This window comes from Vibrio sp. 10N.261.51.F11, assembly GCF_041471665.1.
GTDB lineage: Bacteria > Pseudomonadota > Gammaproteobacteria > Enterobacterales > Vibrionaceae > Vibrio > Vibrio crassostreae_C.
The window spans coordinates 131481-153311 of record NZ_JBFROW010000004.1 but is presented as its reverse complement, the minus strand read 5'-3'; the positions used below and the strand labels follow the sequence as shown (position 1 = coordinate 153311).

The following is a 21831-nucleotide window of genomic DNA, read 5'->3' as shown; positions in this document are numbered from 1 at the left end:
AAATAACGCACACAATGGCGGTTAAGTGAACGGTAAGCTTAATCAAAGCCGTGACGTTCGACAATGATTCCAAGACATAATAGTGAGTCCTGGATACCAATTACTTATTAAAAGATACATTAGGCACAAGCAATGGCACGTTTTTTCCAACCAAAAAAGAAAACTCAACTCGAGACCAAGCATCAATCGGTTTTGGTTGAACGAATGGATCACAATGGCGCTGGCATCGCTTATCAAAAGAATAAACCGGTTTTCATTGATGGCGCATTGCCCGGTGAGCAGGTGGTTATTCAACTTACTGAGAGCAAAAGTAAGTTTTCGCGAGCTAAACTCATCAAGTTATTGAAGCCGAGCGAGCAGCGTTTAAAGCCGTTTTGTAAGCACTTTAATCAGTGTGGTGGCTGTCACCTTCAACACCTAGGTTACTCTTCTCAGGTTGAGCATAAATCGCAATCTCTGACGCACCTGATGAGCCAATACCAAACGGCGAACACTGAAGTTGCACAACCTATTGTCGGTGATGAAACCGGTTATCGACGTCGCGCACGTATCAGCCTATTTGTTGATAAGAAGACACAACAGCTTCAATTCGGTTTCCGTAAGAAGCAGAGTAAGCAGATTGAAAACATCACCGACTGTGCCGTGCTTGATCCTCGCCTCAATGTATTGCTGCCAAAACTGAAAAATTTACTGAACACTTTCAACAGCCTTACGTCTTTAGGACACGTTGAATTGGTATTGGGCGATACTGGCCCTGTAATGGTGCTACGCCACCTCAAGCCTTTGGTTGAAAAAGATGAACAAGCGCTGATTGCGTTAGCAAAAGAAGAAGGCGCTGCGCTGTATTCGATGCCTGAAACCGATAAGTTGGTTCGCTTAGTCGGCGATACACCTTCTTACAGCGAAACTGGCGTGACGTTACCGTTTGAGCCAAACCACTTTATCCAAGTAAACCAGAAAGTGAATCAGCAGATGGTGGCTCAAGCGATTGAGTGGCTAGAGCCTCAAGCGGATGAGCGAGTGCTAGACCTGTTTTGTGGTCTCGGTAACTTTAGTCTGCCTATCGCGCAACAATCGGCGTTTGTGGTTGGTGTAGAAGGCGTTGATGAAATGGTTCAGCAAGCCACATCTAATGCAGCGTTAAACCAGTTAAGCAATACGGAATTTTACCAAGCTAACCTTGAAGAAGACTTATCTTCACAGCCTTGGGCAAAAGAGAAATTCGATAAAGTATTGCTTGACCCGGCACGTGCGGGAGCGAGTGGGATCGTTGATCAAATTTCAGCGTTAGGAGCGAAGCGTGTGGTTTATGTTTCGTGTAATCCTGCTACTCTAGCTAGAGATTCTGAGAGCTTAGAAAAACAAGGCTATCAATTAGCCAAACTGGGTATGTTGGACATGTTCCCACACACCAGTCATCTAGAATCGATGGCTCTCTTTATCAAGGCTTAGAGGCCCTTAAACAAGGCTTCAAATGAATCACAAAGGCGCAGGGAAGCCTGCGCTGATATCAATATGGTCGAACTAACTTGGAACCAGTTAGTCATATTGAATTGGGTATAAAACATAATAACTAGGAAGGCATGATGGTTGCGGTACGAAGCGCACATTTAAACCCAAGCGAACAGTTTGAGCTAGAAAGTTGGATTGCGTCATTGAATCAAGACGCAAAAACCTCGAATAAACTGATTAAAGTTTATCGTCACTGTGAAGAGCTATTAAAAGATCACGAGCAAGCATCGCTCTTGCTTTGGCGTGGCCGTGAGATGATCGAAATCTTGGTCACCTTGTCCATGGACCGTGCCACTTTAATTGCAGCGCAACTTTTCCCCGTCGTCTCAAGCGGCGTTTTTGAGCGCGAAGCGTTTGAAGAAAGCTACGGTAAAGAAACCGTAAAGTTGATCGATGGCGTTGAAGAAATGGCGGCCTTAGGCCAGTTAAACGTGACTCTTGAAGGCAGTGCTGCCTCGGGTCAAGTTGATAACGTTCGCCGCATGCTACTGGCGATGGTCGACGACTTCCGCTGCGTAGTCATCAAACTCGCTGAACGAATCTGTAACCTTATTGAGGTGAAAAAAGCACCTGATGCTGTGCGTCGCGCGGCAGCAAAAGAGTGTTCTAACATCTACGCTCCGCTCGCTAACCGTTTAGGTATTGGTCAGCTTAAGTGGGAAATCGAAGATTACGCATTCCGCTACCAACAGCCAGACACCTACAAGCAGATAGCTAAACAGCTGTCTGAACGTCGCATCGTACGTGAACAATACATAAAAGACTTCGTTGACGACTTAACGGCGGAAATGAACCGTTCAAGCATCAATGCAGAAGTCAGCGGTCGACCAAAACACATCTACAGCATCTGGCGTAAAATGCAGAAGAAAGGCTTGGACTTCGATGAGCTTTTTGACGTGCGCGCGGTACGTATCATCGCCGACCAGCTTCAAGACTGCTATGCCGGCCTAGGCGTGGTTCACACCAAATACAAACATTTACCAAGTGAATTTGATGACTATGTGGCGAACCCTAAGCCAAATGGTTACCAGTCTATCCACACCGTGGTTTTGGGCCCAGAAGGCAAGACCATTGAGATTCAGATCCGTACCAAGCAAATGCACGAAGACTCTGAGTTGGGTGTGGCGGCGCACTGGAAGTACAAAGAAGGTGCTTCAAGCGGGCGCAGTGGTTACGACGAGAAAATCACTTGGTTGCGCAAACTTATCGATTGGCAAGAAGAGATGTCGGATTCTGGCGAGATGCTGGATGAAGTTCGTAGCCAAGTATTCGATGACCGCGTATATGCCTTTACACCGCGTGGTGATGTGGTCGATTTACCTATGGGTGCAACCCCACTGGACTTCGCTTACCACATCCACTCGATGGTTGGACACCGCTGTATCGGTGCCAAAGTAGCGGGGCGTATCGTACCGTTCACTCATAAACTATCGATGGGCGATCAAGTTGAGATCATCACGCAGAAAGAGCCGAACCCATCTCGTGACTGGTTAAATCCAACCACAGGTTTTGTTCATTCTGGTCGAGCTCGAGCGAAAATCAACGCTTGGTTCCGCGCACAAAGCCGTGAGAAAAACCTAGAAGCGGGTCGTGATATCCTGGAAGTTGAGCTAGCGAAAGTAGGCGCAACCCTAAAAGATGCTGATCAATACGCACTAAAACGCTTTAACGTGAATACGCCAGACGAACTCTATGCAGGTATTGGTAGTGGCGACTTGCGTATTAACCAAGTGGTTAATCACATCAATGCGCTAGTGAATAAGCCAACGGCGGAAGAAGAAGACAAGAAAGCGCTAGAGAAACTGCTTGAGTCGGAAAACAAGCCGGCACAACAGAGTCGTCCGAAGAAAGATGCGGTAGTGGTTGAGGGCGTTGATAACCTAATGACGCACCTAGCGCGTTGCTGTCAGCCAATCCCAGGTGATGTGATTAAAGGTTACATCACTCAAGGTCGTGGTATCTCAGTGCACCGCGCTGACTGTGAACAGCTAGGCGAGCTAAGCGTGCATGCGCCAGAACGTATCATTGATACCGTTTGGGGTAATGGCTTTGTCGGCTCATACATCCTAACGCTGCGTGTTGAAGCGCTAGAACGTAATGGCTTGTTGAAAGACATCACCTCACTGTTCTCGAACGAGAAGATCAGTGTGACGACAATGAAGAGCCGCATCGACTACAAGCGTCAGCTATCGGTAATGGATTTCGATTTGGAAGTGACCAATATTGAGATTCTGAGCCGAGTGACAAGTCGAGTCGAGCAGATCAAAGATGTAATGAGCGTTAAGAGACTTGGATGATCCTTTTGTGTCATTTATGTCATTCCCTACAGTGAGGGACGAACGTGATAGGGAATCTCGCCAAGCGGTTTGAGATCCCCAACTCGCTCATACTTCACTCTTGGAGATGACGAAAAATAGAAAGGTGAGTGGTTTTGGCTGCTCACCTTTTTTAGTTTTAAGAAAAGAATTAGATTAAAACAATCAAACAGAATAATAGGAAAGCACCATGAGCCACCCGATTGAACAACTAGAACAAATTATGACTAAGCTGCGCGATCCAGAAGGTGGCTGTCCTTGGGATTTAAAACAAAATTTTGAAACAATTGTGCCGCATACTATCGAAGAGACGTACGAAGTGGTGGATGCGATTCACAACAAAGATTGGCCGAACCTACAAGAAGAGTTGGGTGACTTGTTGTTTCAGGTGATCTTCTATAGCCAGTTAGCGAAAGAACAGGGGTTGTTTGAGTTCTCTGATGTGGTTGATGGCATTAACGAAAAGCTAACACGCCGCCATCCGCATGTGTTTTCTGATACCGAGTTTGCGAGCGATGAAGAAATTAATGCCAACTGGGAAGCTGAAAAAGCCAAAGAAAAAGCTCAGGCAGGCAAAACTCAAGAAAGTATTCTAGACTCAATACCAAACTCTCTACCTGCGCTTTCACGTGCTACAAAGATTCAAAAACAGGTAGCGAAATATGGCTTTGATTGGGACTCTATTGGCCCAGTGGCTAATAAGGTTTTAGAGGAAGTCGATGAGGTGCTGGAAGAGGCACTTCAAGTGACGCCAAATGAAGATTTGGTTGAAGAAGAGTTGGGAGACTTGCTGTTTGCGACGGTCAATTTGGTACGACATTTAGGTAAAAACCCAGAATCGGCACTCAATAAAGCCAATCTCAAGTTTTCGCGTCGCTTTAAAGGGGTGGAACAAAAAGTTCGTCAGCAAGATAAAAATTTGACTGACTTTTCACTACAACAGCTTGATTCCATGTGGGATGAAGTCAAAGTGGCGGAGAAAAGATAACCAAAGCTTTTATCATGAATTGATTTGAAGCAAAAAATAAAAAATAGCAGTGTGATAGATTTCACGTTGTGGCGATAAGGGGCTTCTGGTATATTTTCATCCCGTCCAGAAGTAGTCCATTTCCCTCATTCAACCAATTTCAGGTTAAACATGACGACAAATTACATTTTTGTTACTGGCGGGGTTGTATCCTCTCTAGGTAAAGGTATTGCTGCAGCATCTCTTGCAGCTATTTTAGAAGCTCGTGGTCTTAAAGTGACCATGATGAAGCTTGACCCTTACATCAACGTTGATCCAGGCACTATGAGCCCGACTCAGCACGGTGAAGTGTTCGTTACGGAAGATGGCGCTGAAACAGACCTTGACCTTGGTCACTATGAGCGATTCATTCGCACCAAGATGACTAAGCGTAACAACTTCACTGCAGGTCGTGTTTACTCAGACGTACTAGCAAAAGAGCGTCGCGGTGATTACCTAGGTGCAACTATTCAGGTTATCCCACACATCACTAACTCTATCAAAGAGCGTGTAATTTCTGGCGCAGCTGGCCACGATATCGCGATCGTTGAAGTTGGTGGTACGGTTGGTGATATCGAATCTCTACCATTCATGGAAGCGATTCGTCAGCTAGCAGTAGAACTAGGCCGTGAACGCGCAATGTTCATGCACCTTACTCTAGTGCCATACCTAGCAGCTGCGGGCGAAGTGAAAACTAAGCCAACGCAACACTCTGTAAAAGAGCTACTGTCTATTGGTATTCAGCCAGACATCCTAGTTTGTCGTTCAGACCGCAACATTCCTTCGAACGAGCGTAAGAAAATTGCTCTGTTCTGTAATGTGCAAGAAAATGCAGTTATTTCTATGCGCGATGTTGACTCTATCTACAAGATCCCTCAGCTTATTAAAGCTCAAGGTACTGATGAACTTGTATGTAAGCGTTTCGGCATCACAGCTCCAGAAGCAGACCTGTCTGAATGGGAACAAGTAATTTACGAAGAAGCTAACCCAACGGGTGAAGTGACGATTGGTATGGTTGGTAAGTACATTGAACTACCAGACGCATACAAATCAGTAAATGAAGCGCTAAAACACGCGGGCTTGAAAAATCGCCTAAGCGTTAATATTAAATACGTAGATTCACAAGACGTTGAGTCTCGTGGCGTAGAAGTTTTAGAAGGCCTAGATGCAATCCTAGTTCCTGGTGGCTTTGGTGACCGTGGTGTTGAAGGTAAGATTCTTGCTGCTCAATACGCTCGTGAAAACAAAGTACCGTACTTAGGTATCTGTCTAGGTATGCAAGTAGCACTTATCGAGTACGCTCGTAACGTTGCGAAAATGGAAGGGGCACACTCTTCTGAATTCTGTACTGAAACTAAGTACCCAGTTGTTGGTCTTATCACTGAGTGGACTGATGGCGAAGGTAAAGTTGAAGAGCGTACAGAAACATCTGACCTTGGCGGCACAATGCGTCTTGGTTCACAGCTTTGTCACCTAGCGAAAGGGACGAAAGCTTACGAATTATACGGTAGCGCGACGATCCATGAACGTCACCGTCACCGTTACGAAGTGAACAACAATCTTCGTCCACAAATCGAAAAAGCGGGCCTAAAAGTATCGGGTCTATCTGCGGACAAGAAACTGGTTGAAGTTATTGAGAACCCGAACCACCCATGGTTCGTTGCTGCTCAATTCCACCCAGAGTTCACTTCAACACCTCGCGATGGTCACCCATTGTTTGCAGGTTTCGTTAAAGCGGCTGGTGAGTTCCAGCGCGGCGAGTTAGAGAAGTAAAAAGGAATACAGGTAGCTGCGTAAGTTGTGCTGCTACCTTTAAATTTGACATTTATATATTCAACGAGAAGGAAACATTCAATGTCTAAGATCGTTAAAGTTCTAGGTCGTGAAATCATCGATTCACGTGGTAACCCAACTGTAGAAGCTGAAGTACACCTAGAAGGCGGTTTCGTAGGTATGGCTGCTGCTCCATCTGGCGCATCTACTGGTTCTCGCGAAGCTCTTGAGCTACGTGACGGCGACAAATCACGTTTCCTAGGTAAAGGTGTTCTTAAAGCTATTGAAGCTGTAAACGGCCCAATCGCTGAAGCTCTAGTTGGTACTGACGCTAAAGCACAAGCTGACGTTGACCAAATCATGCTTGACCTAGACGGTACTGATAACAAGTCTAAGTTCGGCGCGAACGCTATCCTAGCTGTATCTCTAGCTAACGCAAAAGCTGCTGCTGCTGCGAAAGGCATGCCTCTATACGAGCACATCGCTGAGCTAAACGGTACTGCTGGTCAGTTCTCTATGCCTCTACCAATGATGAACATCATCAACGGTGGTGAGCACGCAGATAACAACGTTGACATCCAAGAGTTCATGATCCAACCAGTTGGCGCTAAAACTCTTAAAGAAGGTCTACGTATCGGCGCTGAAGTATTCCACAACCTAGCTAAAGTTCTTAAGTCTAAAGGCTACAGCACTGCAGTTGGTGATGAAGGTGGTTTCGCTCCTAACCTTAAGTCTAACGCTGAAGCTCTAGAAGTTATCGCAGAAGCTGTTGCAGCTGCTGGTTACGAACTAGGTAAAGACGTTACTCTTGCTATGGACTGTGCAGCATCTGAGTTCTTCGACAAAGAAGCTGGTATCTACAACATGAAGGGCGAAGGTAAAACTTTCACTTCTGAAGAGTTCAACCACTACCTAGCTGAGCTAGCGAACAACTTCCCAATCGTTTCTATCGAAGACGGTCTTGACGAGTCAGATTGGGATGGCTTCAAGCACCAAACTGAACTTCTAGGCGACAAGCTTCAAATCGTTGGTGACGATCTGTTCGTTACAAACACTAAGATTCTTGCTGAAGGTATCGAGAAAGGCGTAGCTAACTCTATCCTTATCAAGTTCAACCAAATCGGTTCTCTAACAGAGACTCTAGCTGCTATCAAGATGGCTAAAGACGCTGGCTACACTGCAGTAATCTCTCACCGTTCTGGCGAAACTGAAGATGCAACTATCGCTGATCTAGCGGTAGGTACAGCTGCAGGTCAAATCAAAACTGGTTCTATGAGCCGTTCTGACCGTGTTGCTAAGTACAACCAACTTATCCGTATCGAAGAAGCTCTAGGTTCTAAAGCTCCTTACAACGGTCTTAAAGAAGTTAAAGGTCAATAATTCGTCCTATTTGGCACTGTAGCTGCGTTAACTGCAGAAGATTCACTAAGTCACATAGGAAACTATGCTCCATAGCTGAATCTTCTTTGTTGCCTTGCTACAGCACCAACTAGCTAGAATTATGCACTAATACTTTTGAATGCCTCGCTTATGCGGGGCATTTTTTTGTCTGTAGAAAACTGAATGAAAGAAGCTCTAGGCTCTAAAGCTCCTCCTTGTCACATATAAAGTTCGTCATTCCCTAGACTGACGAAGGAAGGAGTAGGGAATCTCATTGTTTTCCTGACAATGACTCCCCGACTTATTGATTCCCTGACACCACATATCTCGCACCAATAAGCTCATTATGGTATATATGTGCCTTATTCTAGTTCCTTCTTTTTCAACCGGCGAAAGGTGTTATGCGAATTTTTGCTTTAGTACTGCTCATAGTGTTTGGCTGGCTACAACACACACTGTGGCTCGGTAAAAATGGTATCTCTGATTACTACGGTGTGAACAACGAAATCCAAGTTCAACAGCAAGTAAATGAAAAGCTGCATATTCGAAATGCAGAAATGTTTGCTGAAATTGACGATCTACGCCAAGGCTTAGACGCGATAGAAGAACGCGCACGTCATGAACTTGGAATGGTCAAAGAAGGTGAAACGTTTTATCGCATCATTGGTGAGGAATCCCATTAATGTCGACTCAACTTCAAAGCGTGATTGCCGTTGTACCTGCGGCGGGCGTCGGTAGCCGAATGAAGGCAGACCGCCCTAAGCAATATCTCAAGATTCACGACAAAACAATTTTAGAGCACACCATTGAGAAATTACTGTCTCACCCACAAGTCGCTCAAATTGTCGTTGCGATCAGCGATGATGACCCATACTACCCTGATCTAGCACTCAACCTGAACCCGCAAGTGATCAGAGTGTCAGGCGGAAGCGAGCGAGCGGACTCTGTACTCTCTGCGCTAAACTATATCGCTGAGCAGCAGCTTAGTGATTGGGTAATGGTTCACGATGCGGCAAGGCCGTGTGTTCAGCTAAGTGATATCGACAAGCTAATTTCCGGCGCGATGAGCCATGATGTGGGCGCTATTTTAGCGGCTCCAGTTCGTGACACGATGAAGCGCGGTGCCCAAGGGCAGATCGAGCATACCGTTGAGCGTGCCGATTTATGGCATGCACTTACGCCGCAAATGTTCAGAGCAAAGCCTCTGTGGAAGGCATTAAGTGAGGCGTTGCAACAAGGCGCTTCAATTACTGATGAAGCCTCAGCCTTTGAATGGAAAGGTTTATCGCCCGCTTTAGTGGCAGGGCGTTCAGATAATTTTAAGATTACTCAGCCTGAAGATTTAGCGCTTGCTGAGTTCTATTTAAGTCAGAATAAGGAATAATGATGATTCGTATTGGCCATGGCTTTGATGTACATAAGTTTGGTGGTGAAGGCCCGGTAATTATTGGTGGTGTAAGCATCCCTTACGAGCAAGGTCTTATTGCACACTCAGACGGTGATGTTGCCCTTCATGCGTTGTGTGACGCTCTATTGGGTGCGATTGCTGCGGGTGATATTGGTCGTCATTTCCCTGATACCGATGACGAATGGAAAGGTGCGGATAGCCGTGAGCTACTGAAAGATGTTTACCGTCGAGTAAAAGAACAAGGTTACGTGATTGGTAATGCCGATATTACTATCATGGCGCAAGCTCCAAAGATGGCGCCTCATATAGACTCTATGTGCCAAGCTATTGCTCAAGACCTAGAAACCAGCATTAGCAATGTGAATGTAAAAGCGACGACCACTGAGCGTTTAGGTTTTACAGGTCGCAAAGAGGGCATCGCATGTGAAGCGGTGGTCCTAATTACTAAAAGTGCGTAAGCACCAACACGAAAAGAACAGCATGTCAGATATTTTATCTTCATTGGCTTATCTAAACGGTAAACCAACTGCGAAAGCAAAACTAAAAGCAAAAGCCGAACACTTTGTCGTTAATGAAGACTTGGGTTTTGAGTTTGCTGGTGAAGGCGAGCACCTAATGGTTCGTATTCGTAAAACTGGTGAAAACACGAGCTTCGTAGCAAACGAGCTGGCTAAAGCTTGCGGTGTTAAGTCGAAAGACGTGAGCTGGGCGGGTTTGAAAGACCGCCACGCTGTGACAGAACAGTGGTTGAGCGTTCACCTACCGAAAGGTGAGCCTGACTTTTCAGGGTTCTTAGCACAATACCCAAGCATTGAAATCTTAGCGACAGCGCGACACAACAAAAAGTTACGTCCAGGCGATTTAGTTGGCAACCAATTTGAGTTGACCTTGTCTGAAGTAACGGATTGCGATGATGTGGTCAAGCGTTTGGAAAAAGTCGCTCAAGTGGGCGTGCCAAACTACTTTGGTGCTCAGCGTTTTGGCAATGAAGGTAACAACCTATCTGAAGCTCGTCGTTGGGGCCGCGATAACGTTCGTACTCGTAACCAGAATAAGCGCAGCTTGTACCTTTCTGCTGCTCGTTCGTGGATTTACAACCTGATCCTTTCAGACCGTATTGAGCAAGATGCGTTTGCATCAGCATTGGTTGGCGATATCGTGGTGAAAGACGGTGCTCAACTGGCAGTAACAGCAGACAACATTGAAGCTGTAAACCAAGACATTGCGAACGGTTCTGCTTTGATAACTGTTGCTTTGGCTGGCGATAATGCCTTACCAACGATTGATGAGTCTCAAGCTCTAGAACAGAAACACCTTGATGCTGAACCGGATCTAATGGCTCTGATTCGTGGTAACCGTATGCGTCATGATCGCCGTGAAGCGTCACTGAAACCAACAGACTTAACTTGGGAAGTGAACGAAGATAATGTCACGCTTAAGTTCTCTCTTGATGCGGGTTGTTTCGCAACAGCGATCGTTCGCGAATTGGTTGAAGAAGTACACGTAGAGAGAACCTACGAGCAATAACGATTCTGCTTGGAGCTGAGTCACTTGATATTGGAATTTAAGTGACTTGGCTTAGCATGGGAACAAAAGAAAGGATACAAGATGAAGATTTTACTCAGCAATGATGATGGTGTGCACGCTCAAGGTATTCATGAGCTGGCAAATGAGCTACGTGATCTTGCTGACGTTATCATTGTTGCCCCTGACCGTAATCGCTCGGGTGCGTCAAATTCATTAACTTTAGAACAGCCTCTGCGTGTTCAAGAGATTACTGAAAATACCTATTCGGTACAAGGAACACCGACCGACTGTGTGCATTTTGCGTTAAACGAACTGCTAAAGAATGACATGCCTGATCTGGTATTAACGGGCATTAATCACGGTGCTAACCTGGGTGATGACGTGCTTTATTCCGGCACGGTGGCTGCAGCAATGGAAGGGCATTTTCTAGGCGTTCAATCGGTAGCGTTTTCTCTGGTGGGAAAAAAACATTTTAAGACAGCGGCAGCGATTGCTCGTCGTATTGTCGAACAACATTTAGCAAACCCAATCCCGACCAACCGCTTGTTGAACGTAAACGTTCCTGATTTAGCCTTAGAACAATTGTCTGGTACTCAGGTGACGCGCTTAGGTGCTCGTCATCACGCTGAAGATATGATCAAGCAAAAAGACCCGCGTGGTCACGATATCTATTGGCTTGGCCCTCCGGGTAAAGAGCAAGATGCCGGTGAAGGTACCGATTTTTACGCGATTGAGCATGGCTTTGTGTCGGTAACACCGTTGCAGGTTGATCTGACGGCGCATGAGTCGTTGGGTGCGATGGCAACATGGTTAGGGGAGAAGTAAGTGAGTAATCCGCAAGCTGAGCGTTTAATTACTTTCCTGATTGAAAATGGTATTCAGGATCAAAAGGTTCTTGATGCGATTTACCAACTGCCGAGAGAGAGCTTTTTATCACAGGCGATGTATCACCAAGCCTATGATAATAATGCGCTGCCTATCGGTCAGGGTCAGACAATCTCACAGCCATACATTGTTGCTAAAATGACAGAGCTACTTGAATTACAACAAGATAGCCGTGTCTTGGAGATCGGAACGGGTTCTGGTTACCAAACTGCGGTATTGGCTCAACTTGTTGATCATGTGTATTCGGTTGAAAGAATAAAGTCGCTACAATGGGATGCCAAGCGTAGGTTGAAGCAACTCGATTTCTACAATATCTCAACTAAGCACGGTGATGGTTGGCAAGGTTGGTCTTCAAAAGCCCCTTTTGATGCGATTATTGTCACCGCCGCTGCAGAGTCGATTCCTCAAGCGCTTCTGCAACAGCTGAAAGATGGCGGTCGTTTACTGATTCCAGTCGGTGATGACGAACAGCAACTATTGAAGATCGTTCGACACGGCGATGAGTTTTTATCGAGTGTTATCGAGATGGTGAGATTTGTACCTCTTGTTCCTGGTGAGCTAGCTTAATAAAAGACTAATGGTGTAGGTGGATAGAGAGTCGATGCGTTCGAAGTTGTTAAAAGGAAGTACTTTACTGCTTAGCTGTGCCCTTGTTGGGTGTGCAGCGAATTCGCCTGCGCCCGTTTCAAACCTAAACAAGAATTACTCATCGATTGATCGTGGTAGTTATCGTGGCAGTTACTATGAAGTTAAAAAAGGCGACACCCTTTACTTCATTGCTTATGTCACCAATAAAGACGTTAAAGACCTCATCGGTTATAACAAGTTGTCTGCTCCTTACACTATCCACCCAGGGCAGAAGCTTAAGTTGTGGCGTCCTAGCTATAATGCGCCTGCGTATGGTAAGTCAACGGTAGCGGCAGCAGCAGTTGCTGCGCCTGTCGCCGCATCCACAACGTCATCTGCGGCAAGTAAACCGAAAACCACACCACAAAAGAGCAAAAACTCTAAACCGGCTCCAGCTCAAACTACCACCAAAGTGGTGAAAAAAGATCCACCAAAGAAGGTTGAACAATCCAAATCAAAGGAGTATGTTGGTTCTAAAGGTAAACAGAATGTTACACCGTCCACCAAACCAACAAGTGATAAAGTATCCAAATGGTTATGGCCAACTAAAGGGAGAGTAATCAAGAATTTCTCTGTAGGCGAACAAGGAAATAAAGGCATAGACATAGCAGGACAGCGAGGTCAGCCGATAGTATCTACTGCAGGGGGAACGGTTGTTTATTCGGGTAATGCACTACGAGGCTACGGCAATCTAGTGATTGTGAAGCACAATGATAATTACTTAAGTGCATACGCGCACAACGACCGACTATTAGTATCTGAAGGGCAAAGTGTGAAACCAGGGCAGAAGATTGCAACAATGGGAAGCTCTGGAGCCAGCAGTGTTAGGCTGCACTTTGAGATTCGTTACCAAGGTAAATCCGTTAATCCAAAACGATATTTACCTTAAATACAATATGCAAAAATTACGTATTGTATGGAGTGACATAGTCATTTAGCGACATATGAAGTTGTAATGTCATGCTAATTTCGCCAGGGGGAGGCGTTATGAGTATAAGCAATGCAGTAACCAAAGAAGAGTTCGATCTTGACCAAGCAACCACGGAACCGGAAGCTCTTGGAAAAGCAAAACGAACAGTCACTAAGAAAACCGAAGCGAAAGAAGAAGTTGAAGTTACGTCTAAAAGTTTAGATGCCACTCAACTCTACTTAGGCGAAATCGGTTTCTCACCACTACTAACCGCTGAAGAAGAAGTGCTATACGCACGTCGAGCTCTACGCGGTGATGAAGCAGCACGTAAACGCATGATCGAAAGTAACCTGCGTTTGGTGGTAAAAATTTCACGTCGTTATAGCAACCGCGGCCTTGCACTTCTCGATCTAATCGAAGAAGGCAACCTAGGTTTAATTCGCGCCGTAGAGAAGTTTGATCCAGAGCGTGGCTTCCGCTTCTCAACTTACGCGACATGGTGGATTCGTCAAACCATTGAACGTGCGTTAATGAATCAGACTCGCACTATCCGTTTGCCAATCCATGTTGTGAAAGAGCTGAACATCTATCTGCGTACCGCAAGAGAGCTATCACAAAAACTTGATCATGAACCAACGGCGGAAGAAATTGCTTCTAAGCTAGACAAGCCAGTTGGTGATGTGAGTAAGATGCTTCGTCTAAACGAAAGAGTGAGCTCTGTAGATACGCCAATTGGTGGTGACGGTGAGAAAGCACTGTTGGATATTATTCCAGACATCAATAATTCAGATCCTGAGGTTTCAACTCAAGATAGCGATATCAAGAACTCACTGATATTCTGGCTTGATGAACTGAATCCGAAGCAGAAAGAAGTGCTTGCACGTCGATTTGGACTATTAGGCTATGAGCCGTCAACGCTAGAAGAAGTTGGCCGTGAAATCAGCCTAACTCGTGAGCGAGTTCGCCAAATCCAAGTTGAAGGTCTTCGCCGTCTACGTGAGATTCTGATCAAACAAGGTCTGAACATGGAAAACTTGTTCAACGTTGAAAACGACTAAACGATATTCCACGATATCGACATAAAAAAACGCTGACCTCATGTCAGCGTTTTTTAGTTTTAGCTTCTGGTTTGGCTTTTACTTCAGCTAAGAACCACAGCGCTTAGCTATTTAAACTAGAGTACTTCTTAAACTAGAGTAGTTTCTTCAAGCGGTAGAGTTCTTCTAATGCTTGGCGAGGTGTTAGATCATCAGGATCAACATTCGCTAGTGCTTGCTCTACTTCACTCGGTTCTGGGATCAGGCTCAGTTGGTTTGCGATATCGACACCGCTTGGCTTCGATGTTGGCGACTCCATACTTAACGCTTCTAACTGAGTCAGCTTCGCACGAGCATTCTTGATCACTGCTTTCGGTACGCCAGCTAAACCTGCAACCGCTAGACCATAAGATTTACTTGCAGCACCTTCTTGAACTGCGTGCATAAAGGCAATGCTATCACCATGCTCAACCGCATCTAAGTGTACGTTTGCTAAAGTTGGAAGTTGGTTAGGTAGTTCAGTTAGCTCAAAGTAGTGCGTTGCAAACAGTGTCATCGCATTGATTTGATTGGCTAGCCACTCTGCACTTGCCCAAGCCAGAGACAGGCCATCGTAAGTACTGGTACCACGACCGATTTCATCCATTAGCACAAGGCTGTTTGGTGTTGCATTGTGCAGGATATTTGCGGTTTCTGTCATCTCAACCATGAAGGTTGAACGGCCAGAAGCCAAATCATCGGATGCGCCAATACGCGTAAAGATACGGTCGATAGAGCCGATGGTTGCGCTTTCTGCAGGAACATAACAACCGATATGAGCCATCAATGCGATGAGTGCCGTTTGGCGCATGTAGGTCGATTTACCACCCATGTTGGGACCCGTGATGATCAGCATCTTACGTTGATCATTCAGGTCGATAGGGTTAGCAATGAAAGGTTCGTCCATCACTTGTTCAACAACAGGGTGACGACCGGCCTGAATTTGTACGCCAGCAGACTCTGTCATGGTTGGACGACAGTAATCAAGGGTATCTGCACGCTCAGCCAAGTTCTGTAGAACATCAAGCTGAGATACTGAAGAGGCGATATTTTGTAGGCGCTCTAGATACGGCAGTAGTAAGTCAAACAACTCTTCCCACAGCTGTTTCTCGATAGCGAGTGCTTTCGACTTAGAGTTAAGTACTTTGTCTTCGTGCTCTTTTAGCTCAGGAATGATGTAACGCTCAGCATTTTTCAGCGTTTGACGACGAACATAGTGTGGCGGCACAAGATGGCTTTGCCCACGGCTTACTTGAATGAAGAAACCATGTACGTTGTTGTAGCCAACTTTTAGCGTGTCGATGCCATGACGTTCACGCTCTTCTTGCTCAAGCTTATCAAGAAATTCAGTTGCGCCTGCTGCAAGGTCGCGCCATTCGTCTAACTCGGCATTGTAGCCTTCTGCAATCACACCACCGTCACGGATAACCACCGGTGGGTTCTCTTTGATTGCACGTTCAAGCAGCTCAGAAACCTCATCCACAGGAGAAGCATATTGAGCAAGTTGAGTTAGGTATGGGTGCTTCAGTTGCGTCAGTGTTTCAGCAAGCTCTGGCAAATATTCCATTGCTTGGCGAAGACGCGCCATATCGCGAGGGCGAGCAGAGCGAAGTGCTAATCGAGCGAGAATACGTTCGATATCACCAATCTGTTTTAAGGTTGGCTGTAGTTCTGTGAATAGAGCTAAATCTTTCATTTCACCAATTGCATCTAAGCGCTGATCGAGTGCAGATATATTGCGCATTGGTTGATGTAACCAACGCTTAAGCATACGGCTACCCATTGCTGTCGCAGTGTGATCAAGTACTTCGGCAAGGGTGTTATCAGTACCACCCCCAAGATTTTGCGTGATCTCCAAATTACGACGAGTTGCAGCATCAAGGATCACCGAGTGATCTTGTTTATCCATCGTGAGTGAACGGATATGAGGGAGGGCAGTACGTTGGGTATCTTTCACGTATTGGATCAAACAACCAGCCGCACATAGACCCAGTTTCGCGCTTTCTACGCCAAAACCGACAAGGTCGCGAGTTCCAAATTGTTGGTTCAGCTGCTGCTTGGCGGTATCTAGTTCGAATTCCCAAACTGGACGACGGCGATTGCCGTTACGGCTTGCCATTAAATCGACGGGTTCGAAATCTTCAGGGAACAGCAGCTCACGCGGAGAGGTTCTTTGTAGCTCAGCGGCCATCGCTTCTTCTGTTTCTGGCTCGCAAAGTTGGAATCGGCCAGAGGTAATATCAAGTGTCGCATAACCGAATTTACCGTTGTGGTGATAAATGGCTGCAATTAGGTTATCAACGCGTTCAGAAAGCAAGGCTTCGTCGGTTACGGTACCCGGTGTCACGATACGCACTACTGCGCGCTCAACAGGGCCTTTTGAAAGTGCTGGATTACCAATCTGTTCACAAATTGCTACGGACTCACCAAGTTGCACTAACTTTGCAAGGTATCCTTCAACCGCATGGTATGGAACACCTGCCATCGGAATCGGTTCACCATTTGATGAGCCACGCTTAGTCAGTGAAATATCGAGGAGTTGAGAGGCTTTTTTAGCGTCATCGTAGAAAAGCTCGTAGAAATCGCCCATGCGGTAGAACAGCAGAATTTCTGGGTTTTCTGCTTTCAGTTTTAGATACTGCTGCATCATGGGAGTATGTTTTTGATCGGCTTTCACAGTTAACTTCTTTCGTTTATTTCTATTGCGGCTTAGGATACGTGAAAGCGTTTCGTGCGAAAAGCGGCTGATGCGAAAAGATGCGAATCCAAATGATATGACAGTAAATAAAGGGAAGCAGATGATGCAGATGACTCAAGACCTTAGTGAGCAGCTTGGACATTTACTCGCTAAACACAAACACGTGTTAGTGACGGCTGAATCTTGCACTGGCGGAGGTGTCGCGAGTGCAGTCACCGATATTGCGGGCAGCTCTGGATGGTTTGATCGCGCTTTTGTTACGTACAGCAATGAAGCTAAACAAGAGATGATCGGTGTACAGCTTAAAACCTTAATGGAGTTCGGCGCCGTGAGTGAGCCTGTCGTAATAGAAATGGCGAGCGGGGCATTGCAACATTCAAACGGGACGATCTCTGTATCAATCAGTGGCATCGCTGGCCCAGGTGGCGCGACCGAAGATAAGCCTGTTGGTACAGTATGCTTCGCGTGGAAAGCGCTAAATGGCTGGGATAAAGTAGAAACGCATGTATTTACAGGCGACAGATCACAAGTACGCCAACAAGCCACGCACCATGCCCTGCAAGTTATTTATGATTACCTATCAATGGAAGGTAAGTAACATTTGTACAAATTATTTTCATACAGGTATAGACACTGTATGAATCAACAGTATAATAAAAGCCAATTAGTCACCCCTATGTGGGTTAGAAATAGATTCTAGATCGCTTGTTGAGACAACCGATTATGTGGAGATAGAAATGGACGAGAATAAACAAAAAGCGTTAGCCGCAGCCCTTGGTCAGATTGAAAAGCAATTTGGTAAAGGTTCTATCATGCGTCTTGGTGATAACCGCACAATGGACGTAGAAACTATTTCTACAGGTTCTCTATCTCTAGATATCGCACTAGGTGCTGGTGGCCTACCGATGGGACGTATCGTAGAAGTTTACGGTCCAGAATCATCAGGTAAAACAACGCTAACGCTTGAGCTTATTGCTGCTGCACAGAAAGTGGGAAAGACGTGTGCATTCGTTGATGCGGAGCACGCACTAGACCCTATCTACGCTCAAAAGCTTGGTGTTGATATCGATGCACTTCTTGTTTCTCAACCAGATACTGGTGAGCAAGCGCTGGAAATCTGTGATGCACTGGCTCGTTCAGGTGCAATCGACGTTCTTGTTATTGACTCAGTAGCAGCCCTAACACCAAAAGCAGAAATCGAAGGCGAAATGGGCGACAGCCACATGGGTCTTCAGGCTCGTATGCTTTCTCAAGCAATGCGTAAGCTGACGGGTAACCTTAAGCAGTCTAACTGTATGGCTATCTTCATTAACCAAATTCGTATGAAAATTGGTGTGATGTTCGGTAACCCAGAAACAACAACAGGTGGTAACGCACTTAAGTTCTACGCATCTGTTCGTCTTGATATTCGCCGTACTGGTGCGATTAAAGATGGTGATGAAGTTGTTGGTAACGAAACTCGTATCAAGGTCGTTAAGAACAAGATTGCTGCACCATTCAAACAAGCTGAGACTCAAATCCTTTACGGTAAAGGCTTCAACCGCGAAGGTGAGCTTATCGACTTAGGTGTTAAGAATAAGCTAGTAGAAAAAGCAGGCGCTTGGTACAGCTACAAAGGCGATAAGATCGGCCAAGGTAAAGCTAACGCTGGTAAATACCTACGTGAAAACCCAGAAGTTGCTCTAGAGATCGATACCAAACTTCGTGAGTTACTACTGACTCCTGCTGTTCTTGAAGAGAAAGACGTAGAGAAAGAAGAAGAAAACGAAGAGCTATAAGCTCACGTTTTATAGAGTGGATGTTTGAAAGAAGCATCCGCTTTGAAAGAATTTAAAGCCTCGCATATTTTATGCGGGGCTTTTTTATTGGATCTGCTCCGTCGAGCATGTCTTTGGTCAAATCTCTCTCGTTGACTGAGTTTCTTCGGTACTAGGTTGTCAATTTAGTTCTGCTTTTCCACGGCAAGATATAGTGGAATATTCTTCATTTTATCGAATTCCCACTAAAATCCTGCCCAAGGGTGTCTTTTCTACAAGAAAACTAGTCGAAGCCTTAACCATGATCTACAATACGGCAAAATTCTAACTCGACTATTTTCAGGAAGAGCTGCATGTACATGAGCACTGATGAGGTTCGCAACGCGTTCCTTAAGTTCTTTGAGAGCAAAGAACACCAAATCGTAGACAGTTCATCGTTAGTTCCACATAACGATCCAACCCTGCTATTCACTAACGCAGGTATGAACCAATTCAAAGATTGCTTCTTAGGCGCCGAAAAGCGTGCCTACACTCGAGCAACTACGGCTCAGCGTTGTGTACGTGCGGGTGGTAAACACAATGACCTTGAAAACGTTGGTTTCACGGCTCGTCACCACACGTTCTTCGAAATGCTAGGCAACTTCAGCTTTGGCGACTACTTCAAAGAAGAAGCGATTGGATTTGCTTGGGAATTCCTGACTGAAACTCTTCAACTGCCAAAAGATCGTCTACTGGTAACGGTATACGAGACAGATGATGAAGCATTCGATATCTGGAACAAGAAAGTAGGTGTTCCTGCTGACCGTATCGTTCGCATTGGCGACAAAGAAGGCGGTAAACAGTTCGAGTCTGATAACTTCTGGACGATGGGTGACACAGGTCCTTGTGGTCCATGTACTGAAATCTTCTACGATCACGGTGAGCACATCTGGGGCGGCCGTCCTGGTACACCTGAAGAAGATGGTGACCGTTTCATCGAGATCTGGAACAACGTATTCATGCAGTTCAACCGTCACGCTGACGGCACAATGGAACCGCTACCTAAGCCTGCTGTAGATACAGGTATGGGTATTGAGCGTATTTCTGCAATCATGCAGGGCGTTCACTCTAACTACGAAATTGATGTATTCCAAAAGCTAATCAAAGCGACTGCGGAAGTTGTTGGTCATGACGATCTATCTAACCAATCGCTACGCGTTATTGCTGACCACATCCGTTCTTGTTCATTCCTAATTGCTGACGGTGTTATGCCTTCAAACGAAGGTCGTGGCTACGTTCTACGTCGTATCATCCGTCGTGCAGTTCGTCACGGTAACAAGCTTGGCGCACAAGGCGTGTTCTTCCACAAACTTGTGGGCGTACTGGCTGAAGTGATGGGCTCTGCGGCAGATGAACTTAAGAAACAGCAAGAGCTGGTTGAAAAAGTACTTCGCATTGAGGAAGAGAACTTTGGTCGTACGCTAGAGCGCGGCATGGTTATTCTTAATGACGCACTAGATGCACTTGAAGGCAAAGAGCTTGACGGCGAAACAGTTTTCAAACTTTACGATACATACGGCTTCCCAGCTGACCTTACTAACGATGTAGCTCGCGAACGCGATTTTACTATCGATGACGAAGGCTTTGAGAAGGCGATGGAAGCACAGCGTAAGCGTGCACGTGAAGCAGGCCAATTCGGCACGGATTACAACGCGACAATCAAAGTAGACACCAACACTGAGTTCTGTGGTTACACAGCAACTGAAGGTGCTGGTGAAATCTCTGCGCTATTCGTTGACGGCGAAGAAGTATCTTCACTATCGGCTGGCGACAAAGCAATCATCATCCTTGAAGAGACACCATTCTACGCTGAGTCAGGCGGTCAATGTGGTGATGCTGGTACACTAAAAACAGCGTCGGGTCTTTTCAAAGTACAAGACACTCAGAAGCTAGGTAACGCATTTGCGCACCACGGTGAGCTAGTTGAAGGTGTATTTGCTAAGGGCGATAAAGTAGAAGCAACGGTTGACGCTGAGCGTCGAGCTGCTATCTCACTAAACCACTCTGCCACTCACTTACTTCACTCTGCATTGCGCGAAGTGCTAGGTGAGCACGTTGCTCAGAAAGGTTCTTTAGTTAAGCCAGATAACCTACGTTTTGACTTCTCTAACCTTGAAGCGGTAACACCAGCACAGATTAAAGAAGTAGAGCGTCTAGTTAACGCACAAGTTCGTAAGAACCATGTGATTGAAACGAACATCATGGACATCGAGTCAGCGAAAGAAAAAGGTGCAATGGCACTGTTTGGCGAGAAGTACGATGATGAAGTTCGCGTTCTATCTATGGGCGATTTCTCTACTGAACTTTGTGGTGGTATCCACGCTTCAAACACAGGTGATATCGGCCTATTCAAGATCACTTCTGAAGGTGGTATTGCTGCGGGTATTCGTCGTATTGAAGCGGTAACAGGTGAAGCTGCACTAGATGCAGTAGAAGCTCAAGCTAACGCTTACGAAGAGAAACTGGCTGAGTCAGCTAAGAAAGCGAAATCGCTAGAGAAAGAAATCCAACTGCTTAAAGAAAAGATGGCTGCTGCAGAAAGCGCAAACATCATGGGCAAAGTAGAAGACATCTCTGGTACTAAAGTTTTGGTTGCTGCAATTGAAGGCGCAGACAACAAGAACCTACGTACTATGGTTGATAACGCTAAAAACCAAGTAGGTAGCGGCATCATCCTGATCGCGAACGTAGCAGACGGTAAAGTTGGCTTGATTGCTGGTGTAACCAAAGACCTAATCGGCAAAGTAAAAGCGGGTGATCTCGTCAAGATGGTTGCTGAGCAAGTTGGCGGTAAAGGCGGCGGTCGTCCAGATATGGCTCAAGCGGGCGGTACAGACGTTGCAGCACTGCCAGAAGCGCTTAAATCTGTGCGTACTTGGCTAGAAGAGCGTCTTTAAGCTTAAGTAATTGATACAAAG

The 21831-nt window shown here is 45.8% G+C and carries 17 protein-coding genes; 16 read left to right on the top strand and 1 reads right to left on the bottom strand.

Going from position 1 to position 21831, the window contains the following annotated elements:
• Positions 1-132: 132 nt before the first annotated feature.
• From rlmD to rpoS, 13 genes are all read left to right on the top strand, one after another.
• Positions 133-1452, top strand: a complete 1320-nt coding sequence (gene rlmD / locus AB4351_RS02230; protein ID WP_372124966.1) for a 23S rRNA (uracil(1939)-C(5))-methyltransferase RlmD — start codon at positions 133-135, stop codon at positions 1450-1452.
• Positions 1453-1586: 134 nt separating this feature from the next.
• The gene (gene relA / locus AB4351_RS02225; protein WP_372124993.1) at positions 1587-3809 is read left to right on the top strand and encodes a GTP diphosphokinase; all 2223 of its coding nucleotides are present in this window, start codon (positions 1587-1589) and stop codon (positions 3807-3809) included.
• A gap of 208 nt (positions 3810-4017) precedes the next feature.
• A complete protein-coding gene (mazG, locus tag AB4351_RS02220) occupies positions 4018-4815 on the top strand; it encodes a nucleoside triphosphate pyrophosphohydrolase (RefSeq protein ID WP_137001308.1) in 798 nt (265 codons plus the stop codon).
• Between the two features lie 150 nt (positions 4816-4965).
• Positions 4966-6606 carry a CTP synthase gene (locus tag AB4351_RS02215; protein WP_017063214.1) on the top strand — a complete coding sequence of 547 codons (1641 nt, stop codon included), beginning with the start codon at positions 4966-4968 and terminating at the stop codon, positions 6604-6606.
• An 81-nt stretch (positions 6607-6687) separates the two neighbouring features.
• Positions 6688-7986 carry a phosphopyruvate hydratase gene (eno, locus tag AB4351_RS02210; protein WP_017059033.1) on the top strand — a complete coding sequence of 433 codons (1299 nt, stop codon included), beginning with the start codon at positions 6688-6690 and terminating at the stop codon, positions 7984-7986.
• Positions 7987-8387: 401 nt separating this feature from the next.
• The gene (gene ftsB, locus AB4351_RS02205; RefSeq protein ID WP_010435786.1) at positions 8388-8669 is read left to right on the top strand and encodes a cell division protein FtsB; all 282 of its coding nucleotides are present in this window, start codon (positions 8388-8390) and stop codon (positions 8667-8669) included.
• Positions 8669-9370, top strand: coding sequence for a 2-C-methyl-D-erythritol 4-phosphate cytidylyltransferase (gene ispD / locus AB4351_RS02200; RefSeq protein ID WP_017059032.1), 702 nt, complete (start codon positions 8669-8671; stop codon positions 9368-9370). Before ftsB ends, ispD begins: the two co-directional genes overlap by 1 nt.
• 2 nt (positions 9371-9372) lie before the next feature.
• Entirely contained in the window at positions 9373-9852 is a 480-nt protein-coding gene (gene ispF / locus AB4351_RS02195; protein ID WP_004739053.1) for a 2-C-methyl-D-erythritol 2,4-cyclodiphosphate synthase, read from the top strand.
• 22 nt (positions 9853-9874) lie between these two features.
• Positions 9875-10921 (top strand): tRNA pseudouridine(13) synthase TruD, encoded by a 1047-nt coding sequence (gene truD, locus AB4351_RS02190; protein ID WP_017059031.1) that lies wholly within the window; start codon positions 9875-9877, stop codon positions 10919-10921.
• 81 nt (positions 10922-11002) lie between these two features.
• On the top strand, positions 11003-11746 hold the full coding sequence (surE, locus tag AB4351_RS02185) for a 5'/3'-nucleotidase SurE (protein WP_017059030.1): 744 nt from the start codon (positions 11003-11005) through the stop codon (positions 11744-11746).
• Positions 11747-12373 (top strand): protein-L-isoaspartate(D-aspartate) O-methyltransferase, encoded by a 627-nt coding sequence (locus AB4351_RS02180; protein WP_017059029.1) that lies wholly within the window; start codon positions 11747-11749, stop codon positions 12371-12373.
• Positions 12374-12407: 34 nt separating this feature from the next.
• Entirely contained in the window at positions 12408-13322 is a 915-nt protein-coding gene (gene nlpD / locus AB4351_RS02175) for a murein hydrolase activator NlpD (RefSeq protein ID WP_372124964.1), read from the top strand.
• A 98-nt stretch (positions 13323-13420) separates the two neighbouring features.
• Positions 13421-14401: an RNA polymerase sigma factor RpoS gene (gene rpoS / locus AB4351_RS02170; protein WP_017059027.1), complete on the top strand. Its 981-nt coding sequence runs from the start codon at positions 13421-13423 to the stop codon at positions 14399-14401.
• A 133-nt stretch (positions 14402-14534) separates the two neighbouring features.
• Here rpoS and mutS read toward each other — a convergent pair whose 3' ends face one another.
• Complete coding sequence (mutS, locus tag AB4351_RS02165) at positions 14535-17096, bottom strand: DNA mismatch repair protein MutS (protein WP_372124962.1); 2562 nt, start codon at positions 17094-17096, stop codon at positions 14535-14537.
• 124 nt (positions 17097-17220) lie between these two features.
• Here mutS and pncC point away from each other — a divergent pair, with 124 nt between their 5' ends.
• The 3 genes from pncC to alaS all read left to right on the top strand — a co-directional run bounded on the left by pncC (position 17221) and on the right by alaS (position 21810).
• Entirely contained in the window at positions 17221-17715 is a 495-nt protein-coding gene (gene pncC / locus AB4351_RS02160) for a nicotinamide-nucleotide amidase (RefSeq protein ID WP_029235458.1), read from the top strand.
• Between the two features lie 139 nt (positions 17716-17854).
• On the top strand, positions 17855-18895 hold the full coding sequence (gene recA / locus AB4351_RS02155) for a recombinase RecA (RefSeq protein WP_017056586.1): 1041 nt from the start codon (positions 17855-17857) through the stop codon (positions 18893-18895).
• 332 nt (positions 18896-19227) lie between these two features.
• Positions 19228-21810, top strand: a complete 2583-nt coding sequence (alaS, locus tag AB4351_RS02150) for an alanine--tRNA ligase (protein ID WP_372124960.1) — start codon at positions 19228-19230, stop codon at positions 21808-21810.
• Positions 21811-21831 lie beyond the last annotated feature (21 nt).

Coding starts and splice junctions, on each gene's coding strand:
- rlmD (WP_372124966.1), top strand. CDS start 133: ATGGCACGTTTTTTCCAACCAAAAAAGAAAACTCAACTCGAGACCAAG.
- relA (WP_372124993.1), top strand. CDS start 1,587: ATGGTTGCGGTACGAAGCGCACATTTAAACCCAAGCGAACAGTTTGAG.
- mazG (WP_137001308.1), top strand. CDS start 4,018: ATGAGCCACCCGATTGAACAACTAGAACAAATTATGACTAAGCTGCGC.
- AB4351_RS02215 (WP_017063214.1), top strand. CDS start 4,966: ATGACGACAAATTACATTTTTGTTACTGGCGGGGTTGTATCCTCTCTA.
- eno (WP_017059033.1), top strand. CDS start 6,688: ATGTCTAAGATCGTTAAAGTTCTAGGTCGTGAAATCATCGATTCACGT.
- ftsB (WP_010435786.1), top strand. CDS start 8,388: ATGCGAATTTTTGCTTTAGTACTGCTCATAGTGTTTGGCTGGCTACAA.
- ispD (WP_017059032.1), top strand. CDS start 8,669: ATGTCGACTCAACTTCAAAGCGTGATTGCCGTTGTACCTGCGGCGGGC.
- ispF (WP_004739053.1), top strand. CDS start 9,373: ATGATTCGTATTGGCCATGGCTTTGATGTACATAAGTTTGGTGGTGAA.
- truD (WP_017059031.1), top strand. CDS start 9,875: ATGTCAGATATTTTATCTTCATTGGCTTATCTAAACGGTAAACCAACT.
- surE (WP_017059030.1), top strand. CDS start 11,003: ATGAAGATTTTACTCAGCAATGATGATGGTGTGCACGCTCAAGGTATT.
- nlpD (WP_372124964.1), top strand. CDS start 12,408: ATGCGTTCGAAGTTGTTAAAAGGAAGTACTTTACTGCTTAGCTGTGCC.
- rpoS (WP_017059027.1), top strand. CDS start 13,421: ATGAGTATAAGCAATGCAGTAACCAAAGAAGAGTTCGATCTTGACCAA.
- pncC (WP_029235458.1), top strand. CDS start 17,221: ATGCAGATGACTCAAGACCTTAGTGAGCAGCTTGGACATTTACTCGCT.
- recA (WP_017056586.1), top strand. CDS start 17,855: ATGGACGAGAATAAACAAAAAGCGTTAGCCGCAGCCCTTGGTCAGATT.
- alaS (WP_372124960.1), top strand. CDS start 19,228: ATGTACATGAGCACTGATGAGGTTCGCAACGCGTTCCTTAAGTTCTTT.